This window comes from Rathayibacter sp. AY1C4, from assembly GCF_002932195.1.
Classification (GTDB): domain Bacteria; phylum Actinomycetota; class Actinomycetes; order Actinomycetales; family Microbacteriaceae; genus Rathayibacter.
Genome location: NZ_PSWE01000011.1, coordinates 12,267 through 37,758, shown reverse-complemented (window position 1 = coordinate 37,758; position 25,492 = coordinate 12,267). Strand labels below are relative to the sequence as shown.

Below are 25,492 nucleotides of genomic sequence, written 5' to 3'. Positions count from 1 at the left end.
CGGCCTCAGTGGCTCTGCGGAGGCAACGCCGCGATGACCGGGTGGTCCTTCGCGATCACGCCGACCTTGGCGGCTCCGCCCGGGGAGCCGATCTCGTCGAAGAACTCGACGTTGGCCTTGTAGTAGTCGGACCACTCCTCGGGGAGGTCGTCCTCGTAGTAGATCGCCTCGACGGGGCAGACCGGCTCGCAGGCACCGCAGTCGACGCACTCGTCCGGGTGGATGTAGAGCGAGCGCTCGCCTTCGTAGATGCAGTCGACCGGGCACTCGTCGATGCAGGCGCGGTCTTTGACATCGACGCACGGAAGTGCGATCACGTAGGTCACGGTGCTCCAGGTCCCTTCGAACAGTGTGTCTATCGTACGGGGGCCGACGGGGCGTCGGCGTCCGCCGGCCGCGGGGCGGCGGCGGGAGCGGCCGCCCGCAGCCGCGGCCAGGCGATCACGACGAGGGCGATGAGGGCGGGGAGGAAGGTCCAGGCCACGCCGAGGCCGTTCGCCGGGACGAGGACGGATCCGCCCGTGCTGCGCAGGGCGAGCAGCCCGATCATCCCGAGCAGGCCCATCGCGGTGCAGAACGCGACGAACCGGTCGATGAGCACGAGGCGCAGCCCGAGCAGGAGCAGCAGCACGCCGGCGAGGGAGGCGGCGAGGCCGACCGGGAGGACGACACCGCCGACCGACACGGTGCTCTGATGGGCGACGGTCGTTATCGCTCCGACCACCGCGCCGACCAGGACTCCGGCGACGCCCGACAGCACCCGCGATCCCAGCGTCGGACGCTCCTCCGGCAGCGGCGCCGGACGCCCCGCCTGCGCGACCGGGCGGAAGCGCTCGATGCGGCCGATGGGGAACGGCGGACCGCTCGAGAGGCGGGCCTCGTCGCCGTCGACCACCAGCTGCGTCGCGTGCGCCTCGAGGGCCGCGCGCTTGCGGGCGTGGTCCTCGGCGGACAGCTCGATCACGACGTCCCCGGGGAGGGGCGGGGCCGCGTCGGGGAGGACGGCGAGGAAGCGCAGGCCCAGCAGCTCGGCGGCGCGCTCGGCGACCCGGGCGGTGCGGACGTGGTCCGGGTGGCCGTAGCCGCCGCCCGCGTCGTAGGACAGCACGACGCCCGCGTCGACCTGCCGGAGGACGGCGACGAGATCCGCCACCTCCTCGTCCTCGGGCGCGGCGGTGAAGGACGCGGGATGCACCGGCTCGAGCGGCACCGGGACGCGGCCGGGCCCCCACTGCATGCCGGAGTCCCGGTAGACGCGCGGAGCGAGGCCGGGTGCGCGGGCACCCGCCTCGCCGAGGAAGCGGTGGTCGGCGACGCCGAGGGCCGTCAGGGCGACGACGAGCTCGGTCGTCCGGTGCGCGGCCAGCTCGGCCGAGCCCTCGAGCGGAGCGAGGTCCTCGGGGATGACCTCGCCGCACTCCCCCCGCGTGGCGGTGACGACGGTGACGGAGGCGCCCTGCGCCACCAGCCGCGCCAGGGTCCCGCCCATGGTGATCGTCTCGTCGTCGGGGTGGGCGTGCACCGCCACCACCCGCTCCGCTGCTGCGTCCCGGCCCGCGTCCACTCTCCGCCTCTCGTCCTGCGCGGCCTCCGCTGCGGGCGCTTCTGGACAGCGACCGGGCAGCGGACTACAGTCGAGCCGGGTTAGGCAAGGCTTACCGAACAACGGAGCCCCGCCGACCGGATCGACTCGGGGCGGGAGTCGCCCCCTCCTCGTCCACCATCGACCAAGAGAACACGCGTGCTCGCAAACTACCTCATCGGCCTCCGCGAAGGCCTCGAAGCCGGCCTCGTCGTCGGCATCCTCGTGGCCTACCTGACCAAGCTCGGCCGGCGCGACGTGCTGCCGCGGCTCTGGACCGGTATCGCCGCCGCGATCGCGATCTCGCTCGTCACCGGTGCGATCCTCACCTGGGGCCCCTCGACCCTGTCGTTCCAGGCCCAGGAGCTCATCGGCGGCGGCCTCTCGATCCTCGCGGTCGGGCTGGTCACCTGGATGATCTTCTGGATGGGCGCGAACGCCCGCAGCCTCAAGGGCGACCTCGAGTCCCGGCTCGACGGCGCCGTGGCGGGGTCGGCCCTCGGCATCGTGGTCCTCGGCTTCATCAGCGTCGGGCGCGAGGGCATCGAGACGGCCCTCTTCGTCTGGGCGAGCGTGTCCTCGAGCAGTGCGGGATCGGGATCCAGTGCGTGGGTCGGCACGGTCGGCGCGCTGCTGGGCATCCTCAGCTCGGTCGTCATCGCGTACCTGATCTTCCGGGGCTTCGTCCGGATCGACCTCGGGCGCTTCTTCACCTGGACGGGCGGCTTCCTCATCCTCGTCGCGGCCGGCGTACTCTCCTACGGCGTCGGCGACCTGCAGGAGGCGTCGCTCCTGCCCGGCTGGGGCACCCCGCTGTTCTCGCTCGGCCCGATCCTTCCGCCGCCCGTGACCGCCGTGGTCGGCGGCCTCTTCAACTACACGCCCGAGCCGACCGCTCTGCAGTTCGCCGCCTGGCTGCTCTACCTCGTCGTCGTCGGTGCCCTGTTCGTCCGCCAGGTCCGCCTGCGCGGTCCGCGACGGGGCAGCGCGGCCCCGGTCGCCGCTCCCGCTCCCACCTCCGTCTGACCCGCTCCGGCACCGCCGGCGCACTCGCCCCGATCCAGGAGAAGCATGTCCTCGCGCGCTCGTCCCACCCTCCCCCGCGTCACCCTCGGCCTCGCCGGCGCCGGCGCCCTGGCGCTGATCCTCACGGGCTGCGTGCCGAACACCCCCGCGTCCTCCTCCTCCGTCGCGCTCGACGTCGCGATGAGGGACGACGCCTGCGAGGTGTCGACGGCGACCGCCGAGGCGGGAGCGGTGACGTTCTCACTGACCAACGGCGGCTCGGACGTCAACGAGTTCGAGATCCTGGCCGAGGACAAGCTGCGGATCGTGGGCGAGAAGGAGAACGTGACCCCGGGCCAGAGCGTCTCCTACGTCGCTCAGCTCGAGCCGGGCACCTACTACACCGCCTGCAAGTTCCAGCAGGTCGGCGCCCCGGTCGGGCTGAGCGAGTTCACCGTGACCGGTGAGGCCACCGCTCAGTCGGCGGACGAGAAGGCGGCGACGGAGGCGGCGGTCACCAACTACGTGGCGTACGTGAAGTCGCAGGTGGGCGAGCTGCTCCCCGCGGTGGCCGAGTTCGCGCAGGCCTACGAAGCCGGCGACGACGAGAAGGCGCGCGGCCTCTTCGCGTCGACCCGCGTCTTCTACGAGCGGATCGAGCCGACCGCGGAGGCGTTCGGCGACCTCGACCCGCGCATCGACTACCGCGAGGTCGACGCCGTCGCCGAGGGCCTGGACTGGACCGGCTTCCACCGCATCGAGAAGGACCTGTGGGCCCCCGCGGAGGGTGCGCTCAACTCCGACGGCACGAGCGCGCTCCTCGACTGGGCGCCCTCCACCCCCGAGCAGCGCGCGCAGTTCGGCCAGGGCCTCGTCGACGACGTGCAGAGCCTGGCCGACCTCGTGAACGCGCCCGGCTTCACCGTGTCGGTGGGCGACATCTCGAACGGCGCCATCGGCCTGCTCGACGAGGTCGCGGCCGGCAAGATCACGGGCGAGGAGGACTGGTGGTCGAGCACCGACCTCACCGACTTCGCCGCGAACGTCCAGGGCGCGGAGGTGGCGTTCGGCAACGTCGAGCCGATCGCGACCGCCAGCGGCGACGAGGGCGCCGACCTCACCGGACGGATCACGCAGCGGTTCTCCGAGCTCGACGCTCTGCTCGCGCAGTACGGCTCGATCGACTCCGGCTTCGCCGCGTACTCCACTCTCACCGCGGAGCAGAAGAAGGAGCTCTCGGACGCGGTCAACGCTCTCTCCGAGCCGCTCTCGCAGCTGACCCACACGGTGCTGGGCGTCGAGGAGCCGACCGCATAGTGGACGCCGAGCAGCACGAGGGAGCCCGGCCGACGGAGTCCGAGCAGCCCGCCGACGAACCCCGCCGCCTCTCGCGGCGCGGGCTGCTCGGCCTCGTCTCGGCGGGGACGGCCGGGCTGGCCGCCGGAGTGGGCGGCACGGTGGCCGTCACATCGTCCGCGAGCGCGACGGCCTCCTCCGACCCGCGCACCGTGCCGTTCTTCGGCGCGAACCAGGCGGGCATCACCACCGCCGCGCAGGACCGGCTGCACTTCGCCGCGTTCGACCTCGCCGCGGGCACCACGCGCGAGGACCTCGTCGAGCTCCTGAAGGACTGGACGCTCGCCGCCTCCCGGATGACCCAGGGCCTCGAGGTCGGCGAGAACGGCGCGGTGGACGGGCCGGACACGGCTCCCCCGGAGGACACCGGAGAGGCGCTCGGGCTCGACGCCGCGTCCCTCACCGTCACGGTCGGCTTCGGACCCACCCTCTTCACGGACGAGTCCGGCGCCGACCGCTTCGGCCTCGCCGACCGCCGGCCTCCTGAGCTGCAGGCCCTGCCCCGCTTCCGCGGCGACGCGCTCGTCCCCTCGGCCGGCGGCGGCGACCTGTGCATCCAGGCCTGCGCCGACGATCCGCAGGTCGCCGTGCACGCCATCCGCAACCTGAGCCGGATCGCGTTCGGCCGGGCCTCGCTCCGCTGGTCTCAGCTCGGCTTCGGCCGCACCTCCTCGACGTCCACCGCCCAGGCGACTCCGCGCAACCTCTTCGGCTTCAAGGACGGCACGGCGAACGTGAAGTCCGAGGAGGCCGACGCCGTCCAGGAGCACGTCTGGGTCCCCTCCTCCGACGGCCCCGCGTGGATGGTCGGCGGCAGCTACCTGGTCGCGCGGAAGATCCGGATGATCATCGAGACGTGGGACCGCAGCCAGCTGGGCGAGCAGGAGCGGGTCATCGGCCGCAGCAAGGGGTCCGGAGCCCCGCTCTCGGGCGGCACGGAGTCCACCGAGCCCGACTTCGCAGCGGCCGGCGCCACCGGTGCCCCGCTGATCGATCAGGAGTCGCACGTGCGCCTCGCGCACCCGAGCGTGAACAACGGAGTGCGGCTCCTGCGGCGCGGCTACAACTTCGTCGACGGCAACGACGAGCTCGGACGCCTGAACGCGGGGCTGTTCTTCCTCTCGTTCCAGCGCTCCCCGGAGCAGTTCGTCACCGTGCAGCGGAACCTCGCGACGGACGCGCTGAACGAGTACGTGAAGCACGTCGGCTCGGCCGTGTTCGCGGTGCCGCCCGGTGCTCGCGACGAGACCGACTTCCTCGGCTCCGGCCTCTTCGCCTGATCCCTGAGAGGACCCGCACTCCGTCCCAGGATCCGGCGGGCGCACTCCACGGCGCGCCGAAGCCTGCGCCCGTAGCGTCGTCGGCGATGTCCGGGAACAGTGCGAGAAGCGGCCTGACCAAGCGCGAGCGCCAGGAGCTCGCCCGAGCGCAGGCGCGGGAGCGCCGCGAAGCCGAGAGGCGCCGGCGGCGCCGGAACCGGCTGCTCGGGCAGGGCGGAGCGGTCGTCGGGCTCCTCGCGGTCGTGGCCCTGGTCTGCTGGAACGTCTGGTCGCAGCAGGAGGTCGCGAGCGCCGCCCCGGCGAACATGCTCAGCGACGGCATCGTCCTCGCGGGCGACGGCTCGGCCGTGACGGCGACGACGAGCGCGGCGATCGCTCCGGGAGCATCCCCCGTCCCGACCGATGAGCGCGCCACGCGTGCGGGCGGAGTCGTCGCCGTCGACCTCTACGTCGACTACCTCTGCCCGTACTGCGGGCAGTTCGAGAAGGCGAACGCCGAGCAGCTGCAGTCGTGGCTGACGAAGGGGGCGATCACGCTCGAGATCCACCCGGTGGCGATCCTCGACTCCTCCTCGGCCGGCTCCGAGTACTCCAGCCGGGCCGCGAACGCCGCCGCGTGCGTCGCCGACGAGGATCCGGACCGCTTCCTCGCCGTGAACGCGGCGCTCTTCGCGCAGCAGCCGGCGGAGGGGACGACGGGCCTCGACGACGACGCTCTGCGGGCGCTGGTGACCGGAGCGGGCGTCACCGACGACGACGTCCTCGCCTGCATGACCGGGGGCGAGTTCCGGCCCTGGGTGAAGGCCGCGACCGAGCGGGCCACCTCGCTAACTCCTCGCTGCCGAAGCTCGAGTCGACGCCCACCGTGCTGGTGAACGGCGAGCAGTACACGGGGAAGCCGGACGACGCGGCGGCGTTCGTCTCCTTCGTCACCTCGACGCTCGAGGCGGAGTCCTCGACCCCCTCTCCCTCTCCGAGTCCGGCGGGCTGATCCGGACCGCGGGGGACGGGATCGGCGCTGCACGCTGCAGCACCGGGCGGAGACGACGAGACCGGCCGGAGCATCGCTCCGGCCGGTCTCGTCGTGGGCGGGCGCCGAGGCGCCCGGGGCTCAGCCCTGCTTCTTGAGGCGGCTCGTCATGCGCGCGCGGGCGTTCGCATCGAGCTCCACCTTGCGGATGCGGACGACCTCGGGGGTGACCTCGACGCACTCGTCCTCGCGGGCGAACTCGAGGCACTCCTCGAGCGTCAGCTGACGCGACGGCGTCATCGACTCGAAGGTGTCGGAGGTGGACTGACGCATGTTGGTCAGCTTCTTCTCCTTGGTGATGTTGACGTCCATGTCGTCGTTGCGCGAGTTCTCGCCGATCACCATGCCCTCGTAGACCTCCTCGGTGGGGTTCACGAAGAAGGTCATCCGCTCCTGGAGCGCGATGATGGCGAACGGGGTCACGACGCCGTTGCGGTCCGCGACGATCGACCCGTTGTTGCGGGTGACGATCGCGCCGGCCCACGGCTCGTAGCCGTGCAGGATCGCGTTCGCGATGCCGGTGCCGCGCGTGGTGGTGAGGAACTCGGTGCGGAAGCCGATCAGGCCGCGCGACGGGACGATGAACTCCATGCGGACCCAGCCGGTGCCGTGGTTCGACATGCCGTCCATGCGGCCCTTGCGGGCGGCGAGGAGCTGCGTGATCGCGCCGAGGTACTCCTCCGGAGCGTCGATCGTGAGGTGCTCGAAGGGCTCGTGCGTCTTGCCGTCGACCTGGCGGGTGACCACCTGGGGCTTGCCGACGGTCAGCTCGTAGCCCTCGCGGCGCATCTGCTCGACGAGGATGGCCAGCGCGAGCTCGCCGCGGCCCTGGACCTCCCACGAGTCGGGGCGTCCGATGTCGACGATCTTGAGCGACACGTTTCCGATGAGCTCGCGGTCGAGGCGGTCCTTGACCATGCGCGCCGTGAGCTTGTGGCCCTTGACCTTGCCGACGAGGGGCGAGGTGTTGGTTCCGATCGTCATCGAGATCGCCGGATCGTCGACCGTGATGGCCGGCAGCGGGCGGATGTCCTCGGGGTCGGCGATGGTCTCGCCGATGGTGATCTCGGGGAAGCCCGCGATCGCGACGATGTCGCCGGGGCCCGCGGACTCGGCCGGGTAGCGGTCGAGCGCCTTGGTGATCAGCAGCTCGGTGATGCGCGCGTTGGTGTGGGTGCCGTCGTGGTGGACCCAGGCGACCGTCTGCCCCTTCTTGATCGTGCCGTTGAAGACGCGGAGGAGGGCGAGGCGGCCGAGGAACGGCGACGCGTCGAGGTTGGTGACGTGGGCCTGGAGGGGCGCGTCGTCGTCGTAGGTCGGCGCGGGGATGTGCTTGAGGATCGCCTCGAACAGCGGCTCCAGGTCCTCGGCGTCCGGCAGCGTGCCGTCCTCGGGCTTGTTCGCCGAGGCGCGGCCGGCCTTGCCGGAGGCGTAGACCACGGGGACGTCGAGGATCGCGTCGAGGTCGAGGTCCGGCACGTCGTCGGCCATGTCGGAGGCGAGGCCGAGGAGCAGGTCCTGGCTCTCGGCGACGACCTCGTCGATGCGCGCGTCGGGGCGGTCGGTCTTGTTGACCAAAAGGATGACGGGGAGCTTCGCCTCGAGCGCCTTGCGCAGCACGAAGCGGGTCTGGGGCAGCGGGCCCTCGGACGCGTCGACGAGGAGGCAGACGCCGTCGACCATCGACAGGCCGCGCTCGACCTCGCCGCCGAAGTCGGCGTGGCCCGGGGTGTCGATGACGTTGATGGTGATGGGACCGTCGCTCGCGTGCTTGCCGCTGTACGAGACAGCGGTGTTCTTCGCGAGGATCGTGATGCCCTTCTCGCGCTCGAGCTCGTTGGAGTCCATCGCGCGCTCGTCCACGTGGGCGTGCGCGTCGAAGGAGTTCGTCTGCTTGAGCATGGCGTCGACCAGCGTGGTCTTGCCATGGTCGACGTGGGCGACGATCGCGACGTTGCGCAGGTCGGAGCGGGTGGCACTTGCCATGGATACGGACTCGTCTCGTGTTCTCGTGCAAAAGGGGGACCATCCATCGTACCGCAGCGAGGCGTCCACACGGCGAAGGGCCCCGGATCCCCGCTCCGGAGGGCTCCGAGGAGCGCTCCAGGCGGGGCCGGGGCCCAGGTGACGGTCGGTCAGACCGCGAACTCGATGCCGGCGCCGGGGATGGCGTCGAGCAGCTCGCGGGTGTACTCCTGCTGCGGCGAGTCGAACACGGTGTCCGTCGGGGCGTGCTCGACGATCCTGCCCTTCTGCATCACGCAGACGTCGTCGGCGATCACGCGGACCACCGCCAGGTCGTGCGTGATGAACAGGTAGGTCAGCCCGAGCTCGGCCTGCAGGTCGGCGAGGAGGCGGAGGATCTGCGCCTGGACGAGGACGTCCAGAGCCGACACGGCCTCGTCGAGCACCACGATCTCCGGCTTCAGCGCGAGCGCGCGGGCGATCGCCACGCGCTGGCGCTGGCCGCCGGAGAGCTCGTTCGGGTACCGGCTCGCGATCACGCGCGGGAGGGACACCTGGTCGAGCAGCTCGAGGACGCGCTCGCGCTGCGACGTCCGGTCGCCGACCTTGTGCACCCGCAGCGGCTCCGAGATGGTGTTGCCGATGTTGTGCAGCGGGTCGAGCGAGCCGTACGGGTCCTGGAACACCGGCTGCATGGAGCGCCGGAGCGCCAGCATGTCGCGGCCCTTGAGCTTCTCGGTCCTTCGGCCGGCGATCGAGATCGCTCCGGACGTCGCCGTCTCGAGGCCCAGCACCAGGCGGGCGATCGTCGACTTGCCCGATCCGGACTCGCCCACGAGCGCCGTGGTGGTGCCCTTCGGGATCGAGAACGACACGTTGTCGACGGCGGTGAAGTCCTCGGCCTTCAGGCCGCCGCGGCGGATCTTGAAGACCTTGGTGAGGCCGTCGACCTCGATCATCGGGGCGCCCGAGGCGACCGCGCCGGCGTGGTGCGCGGCGCCCGCGCCGACCAGGTCGACCTCGCGGACGGCCTCCGACTCGCCGGGGACCGACTCCACGGCCCGGCCGGCCGTCGACTGGATGCGGCGCGACGCGAGGCTGGGCGCCGCCGCGATCAGGCGCTGCGTGTAGGGGTGCTGCGGGTTCTGCAGCACCTCCACCGAGGCGCCGGACTCGACGATGCGGCCCTTGTACATGACGATGAGCTTCTCGGCGCGCTCGGCGGCGAGGCCCAGGTCGTGCGTGATGAAGAGCAGCGCGGTGCCGTCGGTCTTCGTCAGAGTCTCGAGGTGGTCGAGGATCCGGCGCTGGACCGTGACGTCGAGCGCCGAGGTGGGCTCGTCGGCGATCAGCAACTGGGGAGCCGCGGCCAGGCCGATGCCGATCAGCACGCGCTGGCGCATGCCGCCCGAGAACTGGTGCGGGAACTGCTTGAGGCGCTTCTCCGCGTCGGCGAGGCCCGCGTTCTGCAGGACCTCGATCGCCTTGGCGCGCACCTCCTTGCGACCGGTCGCGAGGCCGTTGGCCTTGATGGTCTCCTCGACCTGGAAGCCGACCGACCACACGGGGTTCAGGTTCGACATCGGGTCCTGCGGGACGTAGCCGATCCGGCGGCCGCGGATGTCCTCGAGCTCGGTCCTCGTCGCCTTCGCGAGGTCCTTGCCGTCGAACAGCACGGAGCCGGCGGTGACCTGGCCGGTGCCGGGGAGCAGGCCGATGATCGCGGCGGCGGTCGTCGACTTGCCGGAGCCCGACTCCCCCACGATCGCGACGGTCTGGCCGTGCTCGATCGTGAGGCTCACGCCGCGGAGGGCGGGGACCAGTCCGCTGCCGGTCTGGAAGCCGACCTCGAGGTCGGTGACCTCGAGCAGCGGCCCGTGCGGTGCGTTCGGTGTCGTGGCGGTCATCGGAGGGCCCTCGCCTTCGGGTCGAGCGCGTCGCGGAGCGATTCGCCGAGGAGGATGAAGCTCAGCACCGTGACCGTCAGGGCGATCGACGGGTAGATCAGCGTCTGCGGGTTGGTGCGCAGATCGCGCTGGGCCTGGCTAATGTCGTTGCCCCACGACATGACCGAGCCGGGCAGGCCGACGCCGAGGAACGACAGCGTCGCCTCCGCGGTGATGGCCGCGCCGAGCGAGATCGTCGTGACGACGATGACGGGAGCGATCGAGTTAGGCAGCACGTGCCGGAACAGGATCGCCATGCGGGAGAGGCCGGTCGCGGTGGCGGCGCCGACGAAGTCGGCCTGCTTCACGCGGAGGACCTCGGAGCGCAGGACGCGCGCCGTCGTCGGCCAGGCGAACGCGCCGATCGCCAGGGCGATGACGAACACGTTCCGGTAGGCCGAGAAGACGGACATGATGACGACCGCGGCGAGGATGTAGGGGATCGAGAAGAAGATGTCGCCGAGGCGCATGATCACGGTGTCGACCCAGCCGCCGAAGAAGCCGGCCAGAGCGCCGCCGATGACGCCGGAGACCGTCGTGATCACGATCACGATGAGGCCGACGGTCAGCGACGTGGACGTGCCGTGGATGATCCGCGAGAAGACGTCGCAGCCCTGCTTGGTGTAGCCGAGCAGGCTGCCGTCGCCGGGGCCCTGGTTGCTGAACGAGAGCGCGCACTGGCGGGGGTCCACCGAGGTGAACAGGCCCGGGAACAGCGCGACGGCGATGATGACGAGGATCAGGACGCCCGAGATCCAGAACATGGGCCGCTTGCGCAGGTCGCGCCACGCGTCGGTCCAGAGGTTGCTGGGCTTCTCGTCGAGGCTGACGGCGTCGACCGACGCGATCGGCGTCTCCTCGAGCGGGGCCACGAAGTGGTCGATGCGGCGGGCCTTCTGCGCGCCGCCGGTGGACTCATTTGGCATAGCGGATCCTCGGGTCGAGTACGGCGTAGAGCAGGTCGACGAGGATGTTCACCACGAGGTAGAACAGCACCATGACCGTGACGAAGGAGACGACGGTCGGCCGCTCACCTCGGATGATCGCCTGATAGAGCGTGTTCCCGACTCCGGGAACGTTGAAGATGCCCTCGGTCACGGTCGCGCCGACGATCAGGAGGCCGAAGTCGGCTCCGAACTGCGTCGTGACCGGGATGAGCGAGTTGCGCAGGACGTGCACGGGGATGACGCGGCGTCGCGAGAGCCCCTTGCTGTACGCGGTGCGGACGAAGTCCGAGCCGGCCGTCTCGATGACCGAGCCGCGCGTGAGGCGGATGGCCGAGGCGACCACGAAGAGGGCGAGCACGATCGCGGGCAGCAGCAGCCTCTGGAACGACGCGTCGGCTCCGACGGTCGGAGGGAACCATCCCAGCTGGATCGCGAAGAAGGACTGCGCGATGAAGCAGAGCACGAAGATCGGCACCGACACGAGCAGGAGGCTGACGACCAGCGCGCTCGCGTCGAAGAAGCTGCCCTTGCGCAGACCGCTGATGAGACCGATGGTCAGCGCGACGACGATCTCGATGACGATCGCCATCATGGCGAGCGTCAGGGTGACCGGGAAGGTGCGGGCGAGGATCTCGTTGACGGACTGGCCGGAGAACGAGATGCCGAAGTCGCCGCGGACGACGCCTCCCAGGTAGTACAGGTACTGGACGAAGAAGGGCTCGTTCAGGTGGTACTGCTCCTCGAGACGGGCGAGGAGTGCGGGGCTCGGCGTCTTGTCACCGAAGAGCGACAGGAGCGGGTTCCCCGGCATGGAGAAGACCATGAAGTAGATGAGGAACGTGGTGCCGATGAGCACGGGGACGGCTTGCAGGATGCGTCGGACGATGTAGGCGAGCATGTCAGCCCAGCCGGTTCCGGAGTCGCATGGATGGGGACCTCATTCGATTGTGACCGAAACAGGGCGCTCCGCCCGTGCCGTGACCTGGTGGCCGACGGCACGGGCGAAGCGCCCCAGTGGTTCGAGCTTAGTTCTTGGTGATCTCGTAGTAGAGCGGCACCGAGTTCCAGCCGAACTCGACGTTCGACACGCCCTCGCCGTAGCCGCCGGTCACGTTCGCGTACCACAGGGGCAGCGACGGGAGGTCCTTCAGGAGGATCTCCTGGGCCTGCTGGAACGTCGTGTTCGCAGCGTCGGCGTCGGCGTCCGACAGGCCCTGCTGGAGCAGGGTGTCGAACTCGGGGTTCGAGTAGTCGCCGTCGTTGGACGAGGCGCCGGTCACGTAGAGCGGTCCGAGGAAGTTGTAGAGGCTCGGGTAGTCGGCCTGCCATCCGGTGCGGAACGCGGTCTCGATCGAGCGGTCGACGATCTTGGTGCGCGCCTCGGCGAAGGTCGGGTACGCGTCGCCCTCGGCGTCGATGCCCAGCGTGTTCTTGATCGAGTTGGTCACCGCGTCGACCCAGCCCTGGTGGCCGCCGTCGGCGTTGTAGGCGATCTTGAAGGTGCCGTCCCAGGGGCTGATCGCGTCGGCCTGAGCCCACAGCGCCTTGGCCTCGTCGGGGTTGTACTCGAGCACGTCGGCGCCGGAGAGGGCGTCGCTGTAGCCGTCGATCACCGGGGAGGTGAAGTCGGAGGCCGGGGTGCGGGTGCCCTCGAAGATCACGTCGGTGATCTCCTTGCGGTCGAAGGACATCGAGATCGCCTGGCGGCGGAGCTGGCCCTCCTCGCCGTCGAAGTGCGGGAGACGGCCCGGGATGGTGAAGGACTGGAACACGGCCGAGGGCTGGTTCACGGCGCGGTCGCCGAGGTCGCTCTCGAAGGTGCCGAAGGCGGAGTCCGGGATCTGGTCGATCACGTCGACGTTGCCGCCGAGGAGGTCGGCGTAGGAGGCGTCCTGGGTGGCGTAGAAGACGATCTTCAGGCCGCCGTTCTGGGCCTCGCGGGGGCCGGTGTACTCGTCGTTCTTGACGAGCTCGATCTGGACGTCGTGCTGCCACGCGTCGTCGCCGTCGAGCTTGTACGGGCCGTTGCCGATCGGGTTCTCACCGAAGGCGGCCATGTCGTCGAACGCGGCGGCGGGCAGCGGGTAGTACGCCGAGTAGCCGAGGCTGATCGGGAAGTCCGACTGGGGGGACTTGAGCGCGACGGTGAAGGTGGTGTCGTCCACGGCCTTGAGGCCGGTGAGCTCGCTGTCCTCGGTGTCGCTGAAGCCCTCGAAGTTCGAGAAGAACGACGCGCTGAGCTGGTTGTTCGACAGCTTGGCGCCGTAGTTCCAGGCGTCGATGAACGAGCTGGAGGTGACCGGGTCGCCGTTCGTGAAGGTCAGGCCCGACTTGATTTTGATCGTGTAGTTCTGCGCGTCGTCCGACTCGATGGACTCGGCGACGTCGTTCTCGGGGGCGCCCTTGGCGTCGTAGTAGACCAGGCCCGCGAAGATCTCGTCGAGGATCTTGCCGCCGCCCACCTCGTTGGTGTTCGTCGGGATCAGCGGGTTCTGCGGCTCGGAGCCGTTCGTGGAGATGATCGCGGCGGCGTCCCCTCCCGATGCACCTCCGCCCGAGTCGTTCGAGCTGCTGCAGCCGGCCAGGACCAGCGTGCTCGCGGCGACGAGCGCCAGAGCCCCGAATCCGTAACGTCTGATGTTCACTATTCCTCCAGTGATGTGGGGGCGCGCGAGAAGTGGTTTCCCTGACGCGTGGAGTGCCGTGCGCGTGGCGACGGCGGCGGCGCACGAGACTGGTGGCCGTCGCGCGGATGCCTTCAACGAGACTATGTATTCGCCCGCTATCTGCACAAAAGCATGTGGCAACCGTTACACAGCGGTAACCGGGAGGTGGAATCCTTGCGCTGTTCTGCACGAAACGTGCGTACCGGGCGGCCGTCGCGCAACACATCGACTTCAGAGGAGACGCACGGAGTGTCCACCGACCTGTCAGGATCCGCGCCCGGACGGCGCCGGATCCGCATCGAGATCCTGCTGGTCCTCGGGCTCTCGCTGGGCGCCTCCGCGGTCTACTCGGTGGTCTCCATCGCCAACCGGCTCACCCGCTCGACCGCACTGGCCGACCAGACCGCGACGATCAACGGCGCCCTCAGCGACCGCCCGGGCTTCGACCTCGTCTACCAGCTGCTCGCGCTCTTCTTCGACCTGGTGCCGGTGGCCCTCTGCGCGTTCCTGCTCTGGCAGAGCTCGGGCCGTCCGCTCGGGCGCCTGGGGCTCGACCTGCGCCGGCCGTTCGCGGACCTGGGGACCGGGACCGTCTTCGCGGTGGCGATCGGCGCGCCGGGCATCGCGCTGTACGCCGTCGGACGCGCGCTGGGCATCACCGTGGCGGTGGTGGCCTCGCCGCTGGACGCGTACTGGTGGACGGTGCCGGTGCTCGTGCTCTCCGCGATCCGGGCGGGAGTGCAGGAGGAGGTCGTCGTGATCGGGTACCTCTTCGCCCGCCTGGGCGATCTGGGCTGGGGGCGGTGGCGGATCCTGGTGACCAGTGCGCTGCTCCGGGGCAGCTACCACCTGTACCAGGGCATCGGGCCCTTCATCGGGAACGTGGTCATGGGCCTGGTGTTCGGACTGTTCTACCAGCGCTTCGGACGCACCCTGCCCCTGGTGATCGCCCACTCGATCATCGACATCGTCTCGTTCGTCGGCTACCCGCTGGCCGTCGCCCTCTGGCCCGAGCTGTTCGCGCCGCCGGCTCCGCGGCCGTGACGACGGACCGATCGCATCCGAGGAGCCGCAGGACCGCGCCGCGGCTCTCCACTGCCGCGGCGTGACGCCCGCACGGTGGAGCTGCTCGCTCGTCGCGACTCCGTCGAGCCCTGCCGGCACCTCCACCACGCGTTCCACACGGTCGGGCTCCCTCGTGCATCGGAGTCGCCGTGCGCCGTTCCCCCCGGATCGGGAGGACTGCGCCCCACTCCGCGCCTGTGCGGGACCGACGGTGCCCGCAACCGAGGGTCGGAGAGCCGAGGACGGGCTCGGTGCTCCGTTCCTGCTCTCTCACCCTCGGTTGCAAACGAGCGCGTGCGGGCGGATCAGGCGAAGGCCTCGATGGGCGGGCAGGCGCAGACGAGGTTGCGGTCGCCGTAGGCCTGGTCGATCCGTCGGACCGGCGGCCAGTACTTGCCGCGCACCAGCGAGCGGACCGGGTAGACGGCCTGCTCGCGGCTGTAGGGGTGCGTCCACTCCTCGGCCGTCAGGCACTCCGCGGTGTGCGGGGCGCCGCGCAGCGGGTTGTCGTCCACCGGCCACTCCCCCGCGCCGACGCGGTCGGCCTCGGCCCGGATCCCGATCATCGCGTCGATGAAGCGGTCGATCTCGGCGAGGTCCTCGCTCTCCGTCGGCTCGACCATCAGGGTCCCGGCGACGGGGAAGCTCATGGTCGGGGCGTGGAAGCCGTAGTCGACGAGGCGCTTGGCGACGTCGTCCACGGTCACTCCTGTCGCCGCCGTCAGCGGGCGGATGTCGAGGATGCACTCGTGGGCGACGAGCCCGTTGTCCCCCGTGTAGAGCACCGGGTAGTGCTCGCGGAGGCGCGCGGCGACGTAGTTGGCCGAGAGGACGGCCGCCCCGGTCGCGGCCCGCAGGCCCTCCTCGCCCATCATCCGGGCGTACGCCCACGAGATCGGCAGGATGCCGGGGCTGCCGTAGGGAGCTGCCGACACCGGCGCGCCGCCGTGGACGATCCGCTCGCCCTGCGTGCCCACGCCGTGCTCGAGCCGCTGCGCGAGCGGGTGGCCGGGCAGGAACGGCGCGAGGTGCGCCTTCGCGGCGACGGGACCGACGCCGGGACCGCCTCCGCCGTGCGGGATGCAGAACGTCTTGTGCAGGTTGAGGTGCGAGACGTCGCCGCCGAAGTCTCCGAAGCGGGCGAAGCCGAGGAGTGCGTTGAGGTTCGCGCCGTCCACGTAAACCTGTCCGCCGGCCTCGTGGATGAGGCGGCAGATCTCGTCGACCTCGTGCTCGTAGACGCCGTGGGTCGACGGGTAGGTGATCATCAGCGCGGCGAGGGAGCCCGCGTGCTCGGCGATCTTCGCCCGGAGGTCGTCCAGGTCGACGTTGCCGAGCTCGTCGCAGGCCACGACGACGACGCGCATGCCGGCGAGGACCGCGCTCGCGGCGTTGGTGCCGTGGGCGCTCGAGGGGATCAGGCAGACCGTGCGGTCCTCGTCGCCGTTCGACCGGTGCCAGCCGCGGATCGCCAGCAGGCCCGCGAGCTCGCCCTGCGAGCCGGCGTTGGGCTGGAGCGACACGGAGTCGTAGCCGGTGAGGTGGGCGAGCCACCCCTCCAGCTGGTCGATCAGCGCCAGGGAGCCCTGCACGTCCGCCTCGGGGGCGAACGGGTGCAGGTCCGCGAACTGGGGCCAGCTGACCGCCTCCATCTCGGTGGCGGCGTTGAGCTTCATGGTGCAGGAGCCGAGCGGGATCATGCCGCGGTCCAGCGCGTAGTCCGAGTCGGCGAGGCGCTTGAGGTAGCGCATCATCGAGGTCTCGCTGTGGTGGCTGCTGAAGACCGGGTGCACGAGGAACGGCGTGCGGCGGTCGAGCTCGGCGGGGATGCTCCGCGCGGAGCCGCTGAGGAAGCCGAACGACGAGTCCAGCTGCCCGACGGCGGTCGCGACGGCGATCACCTCGAGGTCGGTGACCGTCTCGTCGATCGACACCGAGACCGTGTCGGCGTCGACCAGGCGCACGTCGAAGCCGGCCTGGCGGGCGCGGGCGACCGCCGCCTCCGCGCCGCCGGGCACGACGACCGAGACGGTGTCGAAGAAGTCGGCGTGCCGGAGGGAGTGGCCCCGGTCGAGGAGGAGGCGCGCGAGGAGCGCGGCCCGGCCGTGCACGCGCTCGGCGATCGCGGCGAGCCCGTCCGGCCCGTGGTAGACCGCGTACATCGCCGCCATGACCGCCAGGAGGACCTGCGCGGTGCAGATGTTCGAGGTCGCCTTCTCGCGGCGGATGTGCTGCTCGCGGGCCTGGAGGGACAGGCGGTAGGCGGGGTGGCCGTCCGCGTCCTGGCTGACGCCGACGAGGCGGCCGGGCAGCTGGCGCTCGAGTCCCTTGCGGACGGCGAGGTAGCCGGCGTGCGGTCCTCCGAAGCCCAGCGGGACGCCGAAGCGCTGCGTGGTGCCGACCGCGACGTCCGCGCCGAGCTCGCCCGGCGAGCGCACCAGGGTCAGCGCGAGCAGGTCGGCGGCGACGACGGCCAGGCCGCCGTGGGCCTTCACCGCGGCGAGCACCGCCGACGGGTCCCAGAGGTGCCCGGACGCGCCGGGGTACTGCACGAGGGCGCCGAAGCACTCCGGCACCTCCTCCGCGGCGGTGCGCGAGAGCGGGAGCTCGACGATGCGGATGCCGACGGCCTCCGCGCGGCCGCGCAGCAGCGCGAGGGTCTGCGGGAGAGCGTCGGAGTCGACGACGAAGACGTCGGTGCGCGCCTTCGAGGCGCGGCGCGCGAGCAGCATCGCCTCGACGACGGCCGTACCCTCGTCGAGCATCGACGCGCCGGCCGTGTCGAGGCCGGTGAGGTCGGAGACCATCGTCTGGAAGTTGATCAGCGCCTCCAGGCGCCCCTGCGAGATCTCGGGCTGGTACGGCGTGTAGGCCGTGTACCAGCTGGGGTTCTCGAGCACGTTGCGCTTGATCACGGCGGGGGTGTGCGTGCCGTAGTAGCCGAGGCCGATCATCGGCCGACGCTCCGCGTTCCTCGCGGCGAGGGCGCGCAGCTCGGCGAGCGCCTCCGTCTCGGTGGCCGGAGCGGGCAGCACCTGCGGGAGGTCGCGGACGTGGATCGACTCGGGGACGGCGGCGGTGACGAGCTCCTCCACGGAGTCGTAGCCGAGAGCCGCGAGCATGGTGCGCTGCGCGTCGGCGTCGGTCCCGATGTGGCGGGACTCGAAGGCGCCGGGGGTCCTGGTGGCCGCCATCTACTCGCCGACCAGCTCGGTGTAGGCGGCGGAGTCGAGGAGGCCGTCGGGCAGGGCGTCGAAGCGGACCCGGATCAGCCACCCCTCGCCGAACGGGTCGGAGTTGACGAGCTCGGGGCTGTCGACGACGGCCGTGTTGGCCTCGAGGACCTCGCCGTCGACGGGGGCGAACAGCTCGCCCACCGACTTGGTCGACTCGATCTCGCCGACGACGCTGCCGCCCTCGACGCGGGCTCCCGCCTCGGGGAGCTCGACGAAGACGACGTCGCCCAGCTTGTCCGCGGCGTATGCGGTGATGCCGACGGTCGCGACCTCTCCGTCGACCCGGATCCACTCGTGGTCGGAGGTGTACTGCAGCTCGGTGGGCACGGCCATGTCAGTTCTTCTTTCTCGAGTAGAAGGGGAGCTCGGTGACGGTCATCGGGAGGCGCGTGCCGCGGATGTCGACGGCGAGCGCCGTCCCGGGCTGCGCGGAGGCGGGGGCGACGTAGGCCATCGCGATCGGGACGCCCAGGGTCGGCGAGAGGACGCCGCTGGTGACCACTCCGACCTCGTCGTCGCCGGAGAGGACGGTGTAGTCGGCACGGGCGGCGCGGCGGCCCTCGCCGACGAGCCCGACGAGCACGGGAGCGTCTCCGGAGGGACCCTCCTCGCTGGCCGCGCGGCCGACGAAGTCGATCGGCTTCCCGAAGGCGACGACGCGGCCGAGGCCGGCCTGTGCGGGGAAGACGTCGCGGGAGAGTTCGTGGCCGTAGAGCGGCATGCCCGCCTCGAGGCGGAGGGTGTCGCGGGCGGCGAGGCCGGCGGGGACGAGGCCCGCTCCGGCGCCGGTCTCGGCGAGAGCCTGCCAGAGCGTGGGAGCGGAGTCGGGCGAGACGTAGATCTCGAAGCCGTCCTCGCCTGTGTACCCGGTGCGCGCGATCAGGATCGGGTGCGCCTCGAAGGTCGCGGGCACGGCGCGGTAGTAGCGCAGCTCCGCGAGCAGGCGGGCGGCGTCGTCCGTGTCGAGCACCGACTCCGCTCCCCGCTCGGTCTCGACGGCGAGGCCCTGGACGTTCTGCAGGATCTCGAGCGAGCGCGGGCCCTGCAGCGCGATGAGGGCGACGTCGTCGCTCTCGTCGAACAGCTCGCACTCGAACATCGCGGTGCGGTCGCGGAGCGTCTCGACGACGATGTGCCGGTTGGCCGCGTTCGCGACGACCATGAAGCGGTCCTCGCCCGTGCGGTAGACGACGAGGTCGTCGATCACGCCGCCCGTGCGCTCCAGGAGAAGGGTGTACTTCGCGCGGCCGGCGGCGACGGCCGAGATGTCGCTCGCCAGCGCGTAGTCGAGGGCGTCGACCGCCTCGGGGCCGACGACGAGGATCTCGGCCATGTGCGAGAGGTCGAAGAGGCCGGCGGCGGTGCGCACGGCGTGGTGCTCGGCGAGATCGCCGGAGTAGCGGACCGGCATCTGCCACCCGGCGAAGTCGGTGAAGGACGCGCCGGCGGCGACGTGCACCTCGTGCAGGGGCGAGTAGCGGGCTTCGGGGCTGGTCGTCGGGGTCTCGGACATGAGTTCTCCATTTCGTCGCAGTGCTGGACTCGCGCCGCGTTCGCGGCAGAGCACAGCAGTGCCGTGGGAACTCCCCCTCTGTCGTGGAGCCTGAGAGATTCGCGCCGCCCCGAGGGGTCGAGCGCTTTCACCATGGGCGGATCCGAGCGGATCGCTTTCCAGAGTGGCCAGTTCGACGCGGTACAAGACCTGAGAGATTGGCGGGGAGGCTTGCTCCTTCGGTGCCGACCGGAGTCGGCTCTCCCGCGTCGCGTATTGCGGCCCGGTATTCGGTTGTGCGGTCAGCCTAGCGGTGAGGGCGGACCCTGCGCGGCGTGTCGCCTCTTCCGCTAGGTGTTCAGGTGTTCGTGACACTAAGGTGATCTCAGCACTTACAGTCGGTGCGACTCTTAGTAGGGGGCACCGGATGCCGGACGTGCAGCTCGCCGTGTCGACGGTGATCTTCGCCCTGCGGCCGCACCCGGAGACCGGAGCGAGCACCGTCTGGATCCCCGTCGTCCGGCGCATCCGCGAGCCGTTCGAGGGACTCTGGGCACTGCCCGGCGGACCGCTGCATCCGGACGAGGACCTCGCCGAGTCGGCCCGCCGCACTCTCCGCGAGACCACGGGCCTGGCTCCGCGCTACCTCGAGCAGCTCTACGCCGTCGGCGGCACCGACCGCTCCCCCGGCGAGGACCGCGTCGTGTCGATCGTCTACTGGGCGCTCGTGCGCTCCGCCGAGGCCGACGAGGCCATCGTGGGAGAGAACGTCGCCTGGCTCTGCACCGATCTGCCGCTCGAGCTCGCCTTCGACCACGGACTGATCGTCGACTACGCCCTCTGGCGCCTGCGCAACAAGATGGAGTACTCCCGCATCGCGCAGGCCTTCCTCGGCGGCGCCTTCACCCTGTCCCAACTGCGGGAGGTCCACGAGGCCGTCCTGCAGAAGCCCCTCGACCCGGCCAACTTCCGCCGGACGATCGAGAGCTCCGGCACCGTGGTGCCCACCGGGGAGCGCCTGACGGGCACCCGCCACCGTCCCCCGCGCCTCTACCGCTACGACGAGTCGGCGGCGCTCGTCGACAACGGCCCGCTGCCCGTCTGAGCGCGCCGCCCGACTCCCCCACCCGCCTCACGAGGAGAACACCGTGACATCCGTCGACAGCACCATCCGGCTCATCGAGGGCGGCTCCGCGCCCGGCGCCACCTGCGCGCCCGAGCTCGCGGAGGCCCCCTGGTCGTTCGACCTCGGCCTGCCCGCCTACGGGCCCGGCGCCTCCCAGGCCGACCCGATCCCGGCCGACGCCCCGGTCCAGGGACGTCTGCCGGAGGAGTACACGACGGCGAGCGCCGACGAGCTGCACCACCGCATCCTCGCGGCGAAGGAGACGCTCGGCGAGCGGGTCGTCGTGCTCGGGCACTTCTACCAGCGGGACGAGGTGGTGCAGTACGCCGACTACGTGGGCGACTCGTTCCAGCTGGCGAAGGCGGCGACGAGCCGGCCCGACGCCGAGGCGATCGTCTTCTGCGGCGTGCACTTCATGGCGGAGACGGCCGACATCCTCTCCGGTCCGGAGCAGGCCGTGATCCTCCCGAACCTGGCGGCCGGCTGCTCGATGGCAGACATGGCCGACATCGACTCCGTCGAGGACGCCTGGGCCGAGCTCACCGAGCTCTACGGCACCGAGCCGGACGCCGACGGCCGCGTGCCGCTCGTCCCGGTCACGTACATGAACTCCTCCGCCGCGCTGAAGGCGTTCTGCGGCCGCAACGGAGGCGTGGTCTGCACCTCCTCGAACGCGGCGACCGTGCTCGAGGACGCGTTCGCGCGCGGGCAGCGGGTGCTGTTCTTCCCCGACCAGCACCTCGGCCGCAACACCGCCAAGGCGATGGGCGTGCCGCTGGAGCGGATGCCGATGTGGAACCCGCGGAAGCCGCAGGGCGGCTCCGACACTGCGACGCTCCTGGACGCGCAGGTGATCCTCTGGCACGGCTTCTGCTCGGTGCACAAGCGCTTCACGACGGCCCAGATCGCGAAGGCGCGCGCCGAGCACCCGGGCGTGCGCGTGATCGTGCACCCGGAGTGCCCGATGGCGGTCGTCGACGCGGCCGACGAGTACGGCTCGACCGACTACATCGTGAAGGCGATCCAGGCGGCACCCGCGGGATCGACCTTCGCGATCGGCACCGAGATCAACCTGGTGCAGCGCCTCGCCGTCCAGTACCCGCAGCACACGATCTTCTGCCTCGACGACGTGGTCTGCCCCTGCTCGACCATGTACCGCATCCACCCCGGCTACCTCGCCTGGGTGCTCGAGGGACTGGTCGCGGGGACGGTGCTCAACCGGATCGAGGTCGCGGAGTCGGTGCAGGCCGAGGCGCGCATCGCCCTCGAGCGGATGCTCGCGGCCGTTCCGCCCGCCGGGCCGGCGGCGGTCTGACATGGCGCGGGTCGTCGTCGTCGGCAGCGGCATCGCCGGGCTGGTCGCCGCGCTGACGGCGCAGCACCGCCACGAGGTGCTGCTCGTCACCAAGGGCACGCTGGCGGAGTCGTCGACGCGCGCCGCGCAGGGCGGGATCGCCGCGGTCACGGCGCCGGGCGACTCCGTGGCGCTGCACGTGGAGGACACGCTCACCGCCGGTGCGGGCCTCGCCGTGCGCTCGGCGGTCGAGGTGCTCTGCGCCGAGGGGCCGGAGGCGGTCGCGGTGCTGCAGGAGTGGGGCGTCGGCTTCGACCGCGAGGGCGGCGAGCTGGCGCGGGGACTCGAGGGCGCCCACTCGCGTCCGCGGATCCTGCACGCCGGCGGCGACGCGACGGGCGCCGCGATCGAGGCCGCTCTCGTGGCGGCGGTGCGGGCCTCGTCGGTCGAGGTGCGCGAGCACGCCGCCCTGGTCGACCTGGTGCGGGAGGGCGGCTCGGTCACGGGCGCCGACGTCCTGCACGACGGCGTGCTCGAGCGCCTGGCGGCCGACGCGGTCGTGCTGGCCACCGGAGGCGCCGGGCAGCTCTACCGGCACACCACCAATCCGTCCGTCGCGACCGGGGACGGGCTCGCCGCCGCCCTGCGGGTGGGAGCGGAGACGGCGGACCTGGAGTTCTACCAGTTCCACCCGACCACGCTCGCGCTGCCGGGCGGCTTCCTCGTCTCGGAGGCGGTGCGCGGCGAGGGCGCGGTGCTGCGCGACTCCGCGGGCGAGCGGTTCCTGGCCGGGGTGCACCCCGAGGCCGAGCTGGCGCCGCGCGACGTCGTGGCGCGCGCGATCGCGGAGCGGATGCGACTGCAGGGCGGACTGCCCGTGCACCTGGACGCCCGGGCGATCGACCCCGAGGTGCTGGCGAAGAGGTTCCCGACGATCTCGGCGGCCTGCCGCGAGAACGGGCTCTCGCTCGCCGACGACCTGCTGCCCGTGACTCCGGCCGCGCACTACTGGATGGGCGGGATCGCGACCGACCTGGACGGGCGCACCAGCCTCCCCGGGCTGCTCGCAGTGGGCGAGGTCGCCCGCACCGGCGTCCACGGCGCGAACCGCCTCGCCTCCAACAGCCTGCTCGAGGGCGTCGTGTTCGCGCGCCGCGCGGCGCTCGCCCTCGACTCCCTCTCCTGGAGCGGCGGCCCGGTCGCCCCTCCCCGCGCCGTCGTCCCGATGACGCTCGACCGCACCGCTCTCCAGGACGCGATGTGGGCGGGAGCCGGCCTCTCCCGGGACGCGGCGGGGCTCACAGCGGCGCGCGACGCGCTCGTCGCCTCCGCCTCGCCCGCTCCGCTCGGACTGAGGACGCTCGAGGACGCGAACCTGCTGACCTGCGCCCTCGCTCTCATCGACGCCGCGCTCGCGCGCACGCACTCCGTCGGCGCCCACCACCGCACCGACTCCCCCGACCCCGCGACGGCGAGCGCCGCCGCCCCCACCAGAGAGGCGGCCCTTCCGTGCTGACCCGCCAGAGCATCGACCGCGTCGTCACCCTCGCCCTCGAGGAGGACGCGCCCTGGGGCGACCTGACCTCCGACACCCTCCTCCCCGCGGACGCCACCGCGAGCGCAGCCCTCGTGGCCCGCGAGCCCGGCGTCTTCAGCGGCGGCGCCGTCCTCGTCGGCACGATGCGGCAGGTCGACTCCCGGATCCGCTGCTCGGTGCTCGTGGAGGACGGCGCGGTCTTCGAGGCCGGGCAGACCCTCGCCCGGATCGAGGGCCCCGCGGGCGGCGTGCTCCGCGGCGAGCGGGTCGCGCTCAACCTCGTGCAGCGGATGAGCGGCATCGCCACCCTGACGGCGCAGTACGTCGCCGCTGTGGAGGGGACGCGCGCCCGCATCGTCGACACCCGCAAGACCACGCCGGGCCTGCGCGCGCTCGAGAGGCACGCCGTCCGCAGCGGCGGCGGCCGCAACCACCGCTTCTCGCTCTCGGACGCGGTGCTGGCGAAGGACAACCACCTCGCGGTGCTCGCCGCGCGCGGGATCGACCTGACCGCGGCCCTGCGGGCGGCGCGCGCCTCGATCCCGCACACGGCGCACCTCGAGGTCGAGGTCGACCGGCTCGACCAGATCGAGCCCGCGCTGGCGGGAGGCGCGGACACGATCATGCTCGACAACTTCACCCCCGAGCTGCTCCGCCAGGGCGTCGCCCTCATCGGCGGGCGGGCCGTGGTCGAGGCGAGCGGCGGCGTCGACCTCACGACCGTGCGCGCGATCGCGGAGGCGGGAGTCGACGTGATCTCCGTCGGCGCGCTCACCCACAGCGTCCGCTCGCTCGACCTCGGCCTGGACATCGCGGTCGAGTGATCTACCTCGACCACGCCGCGACCTCGCCCGTGCGCCGCGAGGTGCTGGAGGCCATGTGGCCGTTCCTCACCGCCGAGTACGGCAATCCGTCGAGCAGCCACTCGCTCGGCGACGCCGCGGCGCGCGCGCTGGAGGCGGCGCGCGCTCACGTGGCCCGCTTCCTCGGCGGCCGCGCCTCCGAGACGCTCTTCACCTCCGGCGGCACGGAGTCGATCAACACGGCGGTCAAGGGCCTCGCGCTGGGATCGCCGCGCGGACGGCACCTGGTGATCTCGGCGCTCGAGCACGAGGCGACCGTCGAGTCGGCCGACCACCTCCGGCGCCTGCACGGCTTCGAGGTGTCGACGGCCCCCGTCGACGCGACCGGCCTGCTCGACCTCGACGCGCTCGCCGCGCTGGTCCGGCCGGACACCGCGCTGGTCTCGGTGCTCGCGGCGAGCAACGAGATCGGGACGGTGCAGGACGTTCCGGCGATCGCGGCGCTCTGCCGATCGCGCGGCGTGCCGCTGCACGTGGACGCCGTCCAGGCCGCCGGCTGGCTGGACGTCGCGGGCTGGGGCGCCGACGCGGTCTCGGTCTCGGGGCACAAGCTCGGGGCGCCGAAGGGCGTGGGGGCGCTGCTGCTGCGCAGCCGGCTCCCGTTCGAGCCCCTGCTGCACGGCGGCGGCCAGGAGCGGGAGCGGCGCTCGGGCACCGAGAACGTGGCCTTCGCGGTCGCGCTCGGCACCGCGGTGCGCCTGCTCGATCCGGACCGCGCGGCGCGGGTCGGAGCGGTCCGGGACGCGTTCGCCGAGCGGGTCGCGGCCCTGGCGCCCCGGGCCGTGCCGCTGGGCTCCGCGGCGCACCGGCTCCCCTCGATCGCCGCGTACGCCGTCCCCGGGCGCAGCGGCGAGTCGACGCTCCTCGAGCTGGAGGAGCGCGGCGTCGTCGTCTCGAGCGGCTCGGCGTGCGCCGCCGGGCGCGACGAGCCCTCGCCCGCGCTGCTGGCCCTCGGCCTCGACCCCGACGTCGCCCGGACCGCCGTGCGGTTCAGCTTCGGCGAGGGCGCCACGCTCGAGGAGGCCGAGGCCGCGTCCTCCGCGCTCTCCACGGTCCTCACCTGAGACCTCTCGCAGCGGATCCCCGTCGATCGGGAATGTCC

Annotated in this window: 21 protein-coding genes and 1 riboswitch; of the genes, 11 read left to right on the top strand and 10 right to left on the bottom strand. The window is 71.8% G+C overall.

What is annotated here, in order from left to right; genetic code table 11:
* Window positions 1-5: 5 nt before the first annotated feature.
* Together fdxA and C5C99_RS07415 are read right to left on the bottom strand one after the other, a co-directional pair.
* On the bottom strand, window positions 6-326 hold the full coding sequence (fdxA, locus tag C5C99_RS07420) for a ferredoxin (RefSeq protein WP_104222984.1): 321 nt from the start codon (window positions 324-326) through the stop codon (window positions 6-8).
* Window positions 327-355: 29 nt separating this feature from the next.
* Complete coding sequence (locus C5C99_RS07415) at window positions 356-1,564, bottom strand: PIG-L family deacetylase (RefSeq protein WP_146084281.1); 1,209 nt, start codon at window positions 1,562-1,564, stop codon at window positions 356-358.
* 177 nt (window positions 1,565-1,741) lie between these two features.
* On the opposite strand from C5C99_RS07415, the gene efeU reads away from it, so the two are divergent.
* The 5 genes from efeU to C5C99_RS17470 all read left to right on the top strand — a co-directional run bounded on the left by efeU (window position 1,742) and on the right by C5C99_RS17470 (window position 6,214).
* Window positions 1,742-2,608 (top strand): iron uptake transporter permease EfeU, encoded by an 867-nt coding sequence (efeU, locus tag C5C99_RS07410; RefSeq protein WP_104232741.1) that lies wholly within the window; start codon window positions 1,742-1,744, stop codon window positions 2,606-2,608.
* Window positions 2,609-2,653: 45 nt separating this feature from the next.
* Window positions 2,654-3,904, top strand: a complete 1,251-nt coding sequence (gene efeO, locus C5C99_RS07405) for an iron uptake system protein EfeO (RefSeq protein ID WP_104268464.1) — start codon at window positions 2,654-2,656, stop codon at window positions 3,902-3,904.
* On the top strand, window positions 3,904-5,223 hold the full coding sequence (efeB, locus tag C5C99_RS07400) for an iron uptake transporter deferrochelatase/peroxidase subunit (protein WP_104336946.1): 1,320 nt from the start codon (window positions 3,904-3,906) through the stop codon (window positions 5,221-5,223). Before efeO ends, efeB begins: the two co-directional genes overlap by 1 nt.
* An 86-nt stretch (window positions 5,224-5,309) precedes the next feature.
* Window positions 5,310-6,098: a thioredoxin domain-containing protein gene (locus tag C5C99_RS07395; protein WP_104339856.1), complete on the top strand. Its 789-nt coding sequence runs from the start codon at window positions 5,310-5,312 to the stop codon at window positions 6,096-6,098.
* Window positions 6,089-6,214, top strand: a complete 126-nt coding sequence (locus C5C99_RS17470; RefSeq protein ID WP_258063661.1) for a hypothetical protein — start codon at window positions 6,089-6,091, stop codon at window positions 6,212-6,214. The genes C5C99_RS07395 and C5C99_RS17470 overlap by 10 nt, the downstream gene beginning before the upstream one ends.
* A 120-nt stretch (window positions 6,215-6,334) precedes the next feature.
* Here the strand turns inward: C5C99_RS17470 and typA are convergent, their stop codons facing one another.
* From typA to C5C99_RS07370, 5 genes are all read right to left on the bottom strand, one after another.
* The gene (gene typA, locus C5C99_RS07390; protein ID WP_104222978.1) at window positions 6,335-8,239 is read right to left on the bottom strand and encodes a translational GTPase TypA; all 1,905 of its coding nucleotides are present in this window, start codon (window positions 8,237-8,239) and stop codon (window positions 6,335-6,337) included.
* Between the two features lie 149 nt (window positions 8,240-8,388).
* Window positions 8,389-10,125, bottom strand: a complete 1,737-nt coding sequence (locus C5C99_RS07385) for an ABC transporter ATP-binding protein (protein ID WP_104225543.1) — start codon at window positions 10,123-10,125, stop codon at window positions 8,389-8,391.
* Complete coding sequence (locus C5C99_RS07380; protein ID WP_104222976.1) at window positions 10,122-11,090, bottom strand: ABC transporter permease; 969 nt, start codon at window positions 11,088-11,090, stop codon at window positions 10,122-10,124. The genes C5C99_RS07385 and C5C99_RS07380 overlap by 4 nt, the downstream gene beginning before the upstream one ends.
* Window positions 11,080-12,009: an ABC transporter permease gene (locus C5C99_RS07375; RefSeq protein ID WP_104222975.1), complete on the bottom strand. Its 930-nt coding sequence runs from the start codon at window positions 12,007-12,009 to the stop codon at window positions 11,080-11,082. The genes C5C99_RS07380 and C5C99_RS07375 overlap by 11 nt, the downstream gene beginning before the upstream one ends.
* Window positions 12,010-12,136: 127 nt before the next feature.
* On the bottom strand, window positions 12,137-13,756 hold the full coding sequence (locus C5C99_RS07370) for an ABC transporter substrate-binding protein (RefSeq protein WP_104260131.1): 1,620 nt from the start codon (window positions 13,754-13,756) through the stop codon (window positions 12,137-12,139).
* A gap of 270 nt (window positions 13,757-14,026) precedes the next feature.
* Between C5C99_RS07370 and C5C99_RS07365 the strand changes: the two genes are divergently transcribed.
* On the top strand, window positions 14,027-14,821 hold the full coding sequence (locus C5C99_RS07365) for a CPBP family intramembrane glutamic endopeptidase (protein ID WP_258063660.1): 795 nt from the start codon (window positions 14,027-14,029) through the stop codon (window positions 14,819-14,821).
* Window positions 14,822-15,147: 326 nt separating this feature from the next.
* Here the strand turns inward: C5C99_RS07365 and gcvP are convergent, their stop codons facing one another.
* From gcvP to gcvT, 3 genes are read right to left on the bottom strand one after another with little or no spacing between them, the layout of a single operon-like run.
* Complete coding sequence (gene gcvP / locus C5C99_RS07360; protein ID WP_104339855.1) at window positions 15,148-18,036, bottom strand: aminomethyl-transferring glycine dehydrogenase; 2,889 nt, start codon at window positions 18,034-18,036, stop codon at window positions 15,148-15,150.
* Complete coding sequence (gcvH, locus tag C5C99_RS07355; RefSeq protein WP_104237541.1) at window positions 18,037-18,411, bottom strand: glycine cleavage system protein GcvH; 375 nt, start codon at window positions 18,409-18,411, stop codon at window positions 18,037-18,039. It abuts the gene before it with no gap.
* 1 nt (window position 18,412) lies between these two features.
* The gene (gene gcvT / locus C5C99_RS07350; RefSeq protein WP_104222970.1) at window positions 18,413-19,591 is read right to left on the bottom strand and encodes a glycine cleavage system aminomethyltransferase GcvT; all 1,179 of its coding nucleotides are present in this window, start codon (window positions 19,589-19,591) and stop codon (window positions 18,413-18,415) included.
* Between the two features lie 168 nt (window positions 19,592-19,759).
* A riboswitch (glycine riboswitch) is annotated at window positions 19,760-19,847 on the bottom strand.
* A gap of 150 nt (window positions 19,848-19,997) precedes the next feature.
* On the opposite strand from gcvT, the gene C5C99_RS07345 reads away from it, so the two are divergent.
* The 5 genes from C5C99_RS07345 to C5C99_RS07325 are packed head-to-tail and all read left to right on the top strand — an operon-like array spanning window position 19,998 to window position 25,454.
* Entirely contained in the window at window positions 19,998-20,675 is a 678-nt protein-coding gene (locus tag C5C99_RS07345) for an NUDIX domain-containing protein (RefSeq protein ID WP_104222969.1), read from the top strand.
* A gap of 43 nt (window positions 20,676-20,718) precedes the next feature.
* Window positions 20,719-22,011, top strand: coding sequence for a quinolinate synthase NadA (gene nadA, locus C5C99_RS07340; RefSeq protein WP_104222968.1), 1,293 nt, complete (start codon window positions 20,719-20,721; stop codon window positions 22,009-22,011).
* A 1-nt stretch (window position 22,012) separates the two neighbouring features.
* The gene (gene nadB / locus C5C99_RS07335) at window positions 22,013-23,506 is read left to right on the top strand and encodes an L-aspartate oxidase (protein WP_104246614.1); all 1,494 of its coding nucleotides are present in this window, start codon (window positions 22,013-22,015) and stop codon (window positions 23,504-23,506) included.
* Window positions 23,500-24,351, top strand: a complete 852-nt coding sequence (nadC, locus tag C5C99_RS07330; RefSeq protein ID WP_104237538.1) for a carboxylating nicotinate-nucleotide diphosphorylase — start codon at window positions 23,500-23,502, stop codon at window positions 24,349-24,351. Before nadB ends, nadC begins: the two co-directional genes overlap by 7 nt.
* Window positions 24,348-25,454 carry a cysteine desulfurase family protein gene (locus tag C5C99_RS07325; RefSeq protein ID WP_104246615.1) on the top strand — a complete coding sequence of 369 codons (1,107 nt, stop codon included), beginning with the start codon at window positions 24,348-24,350 and terminating at the stop codon, window positions 25,452-25,454. The genes nadC and C5C99_RS07325 overlap by 4 nt, the downstream gene beginning before the upstream one ends.
* Window positions 25,455-25,492 lie beyond the last annotated feature (38 nt).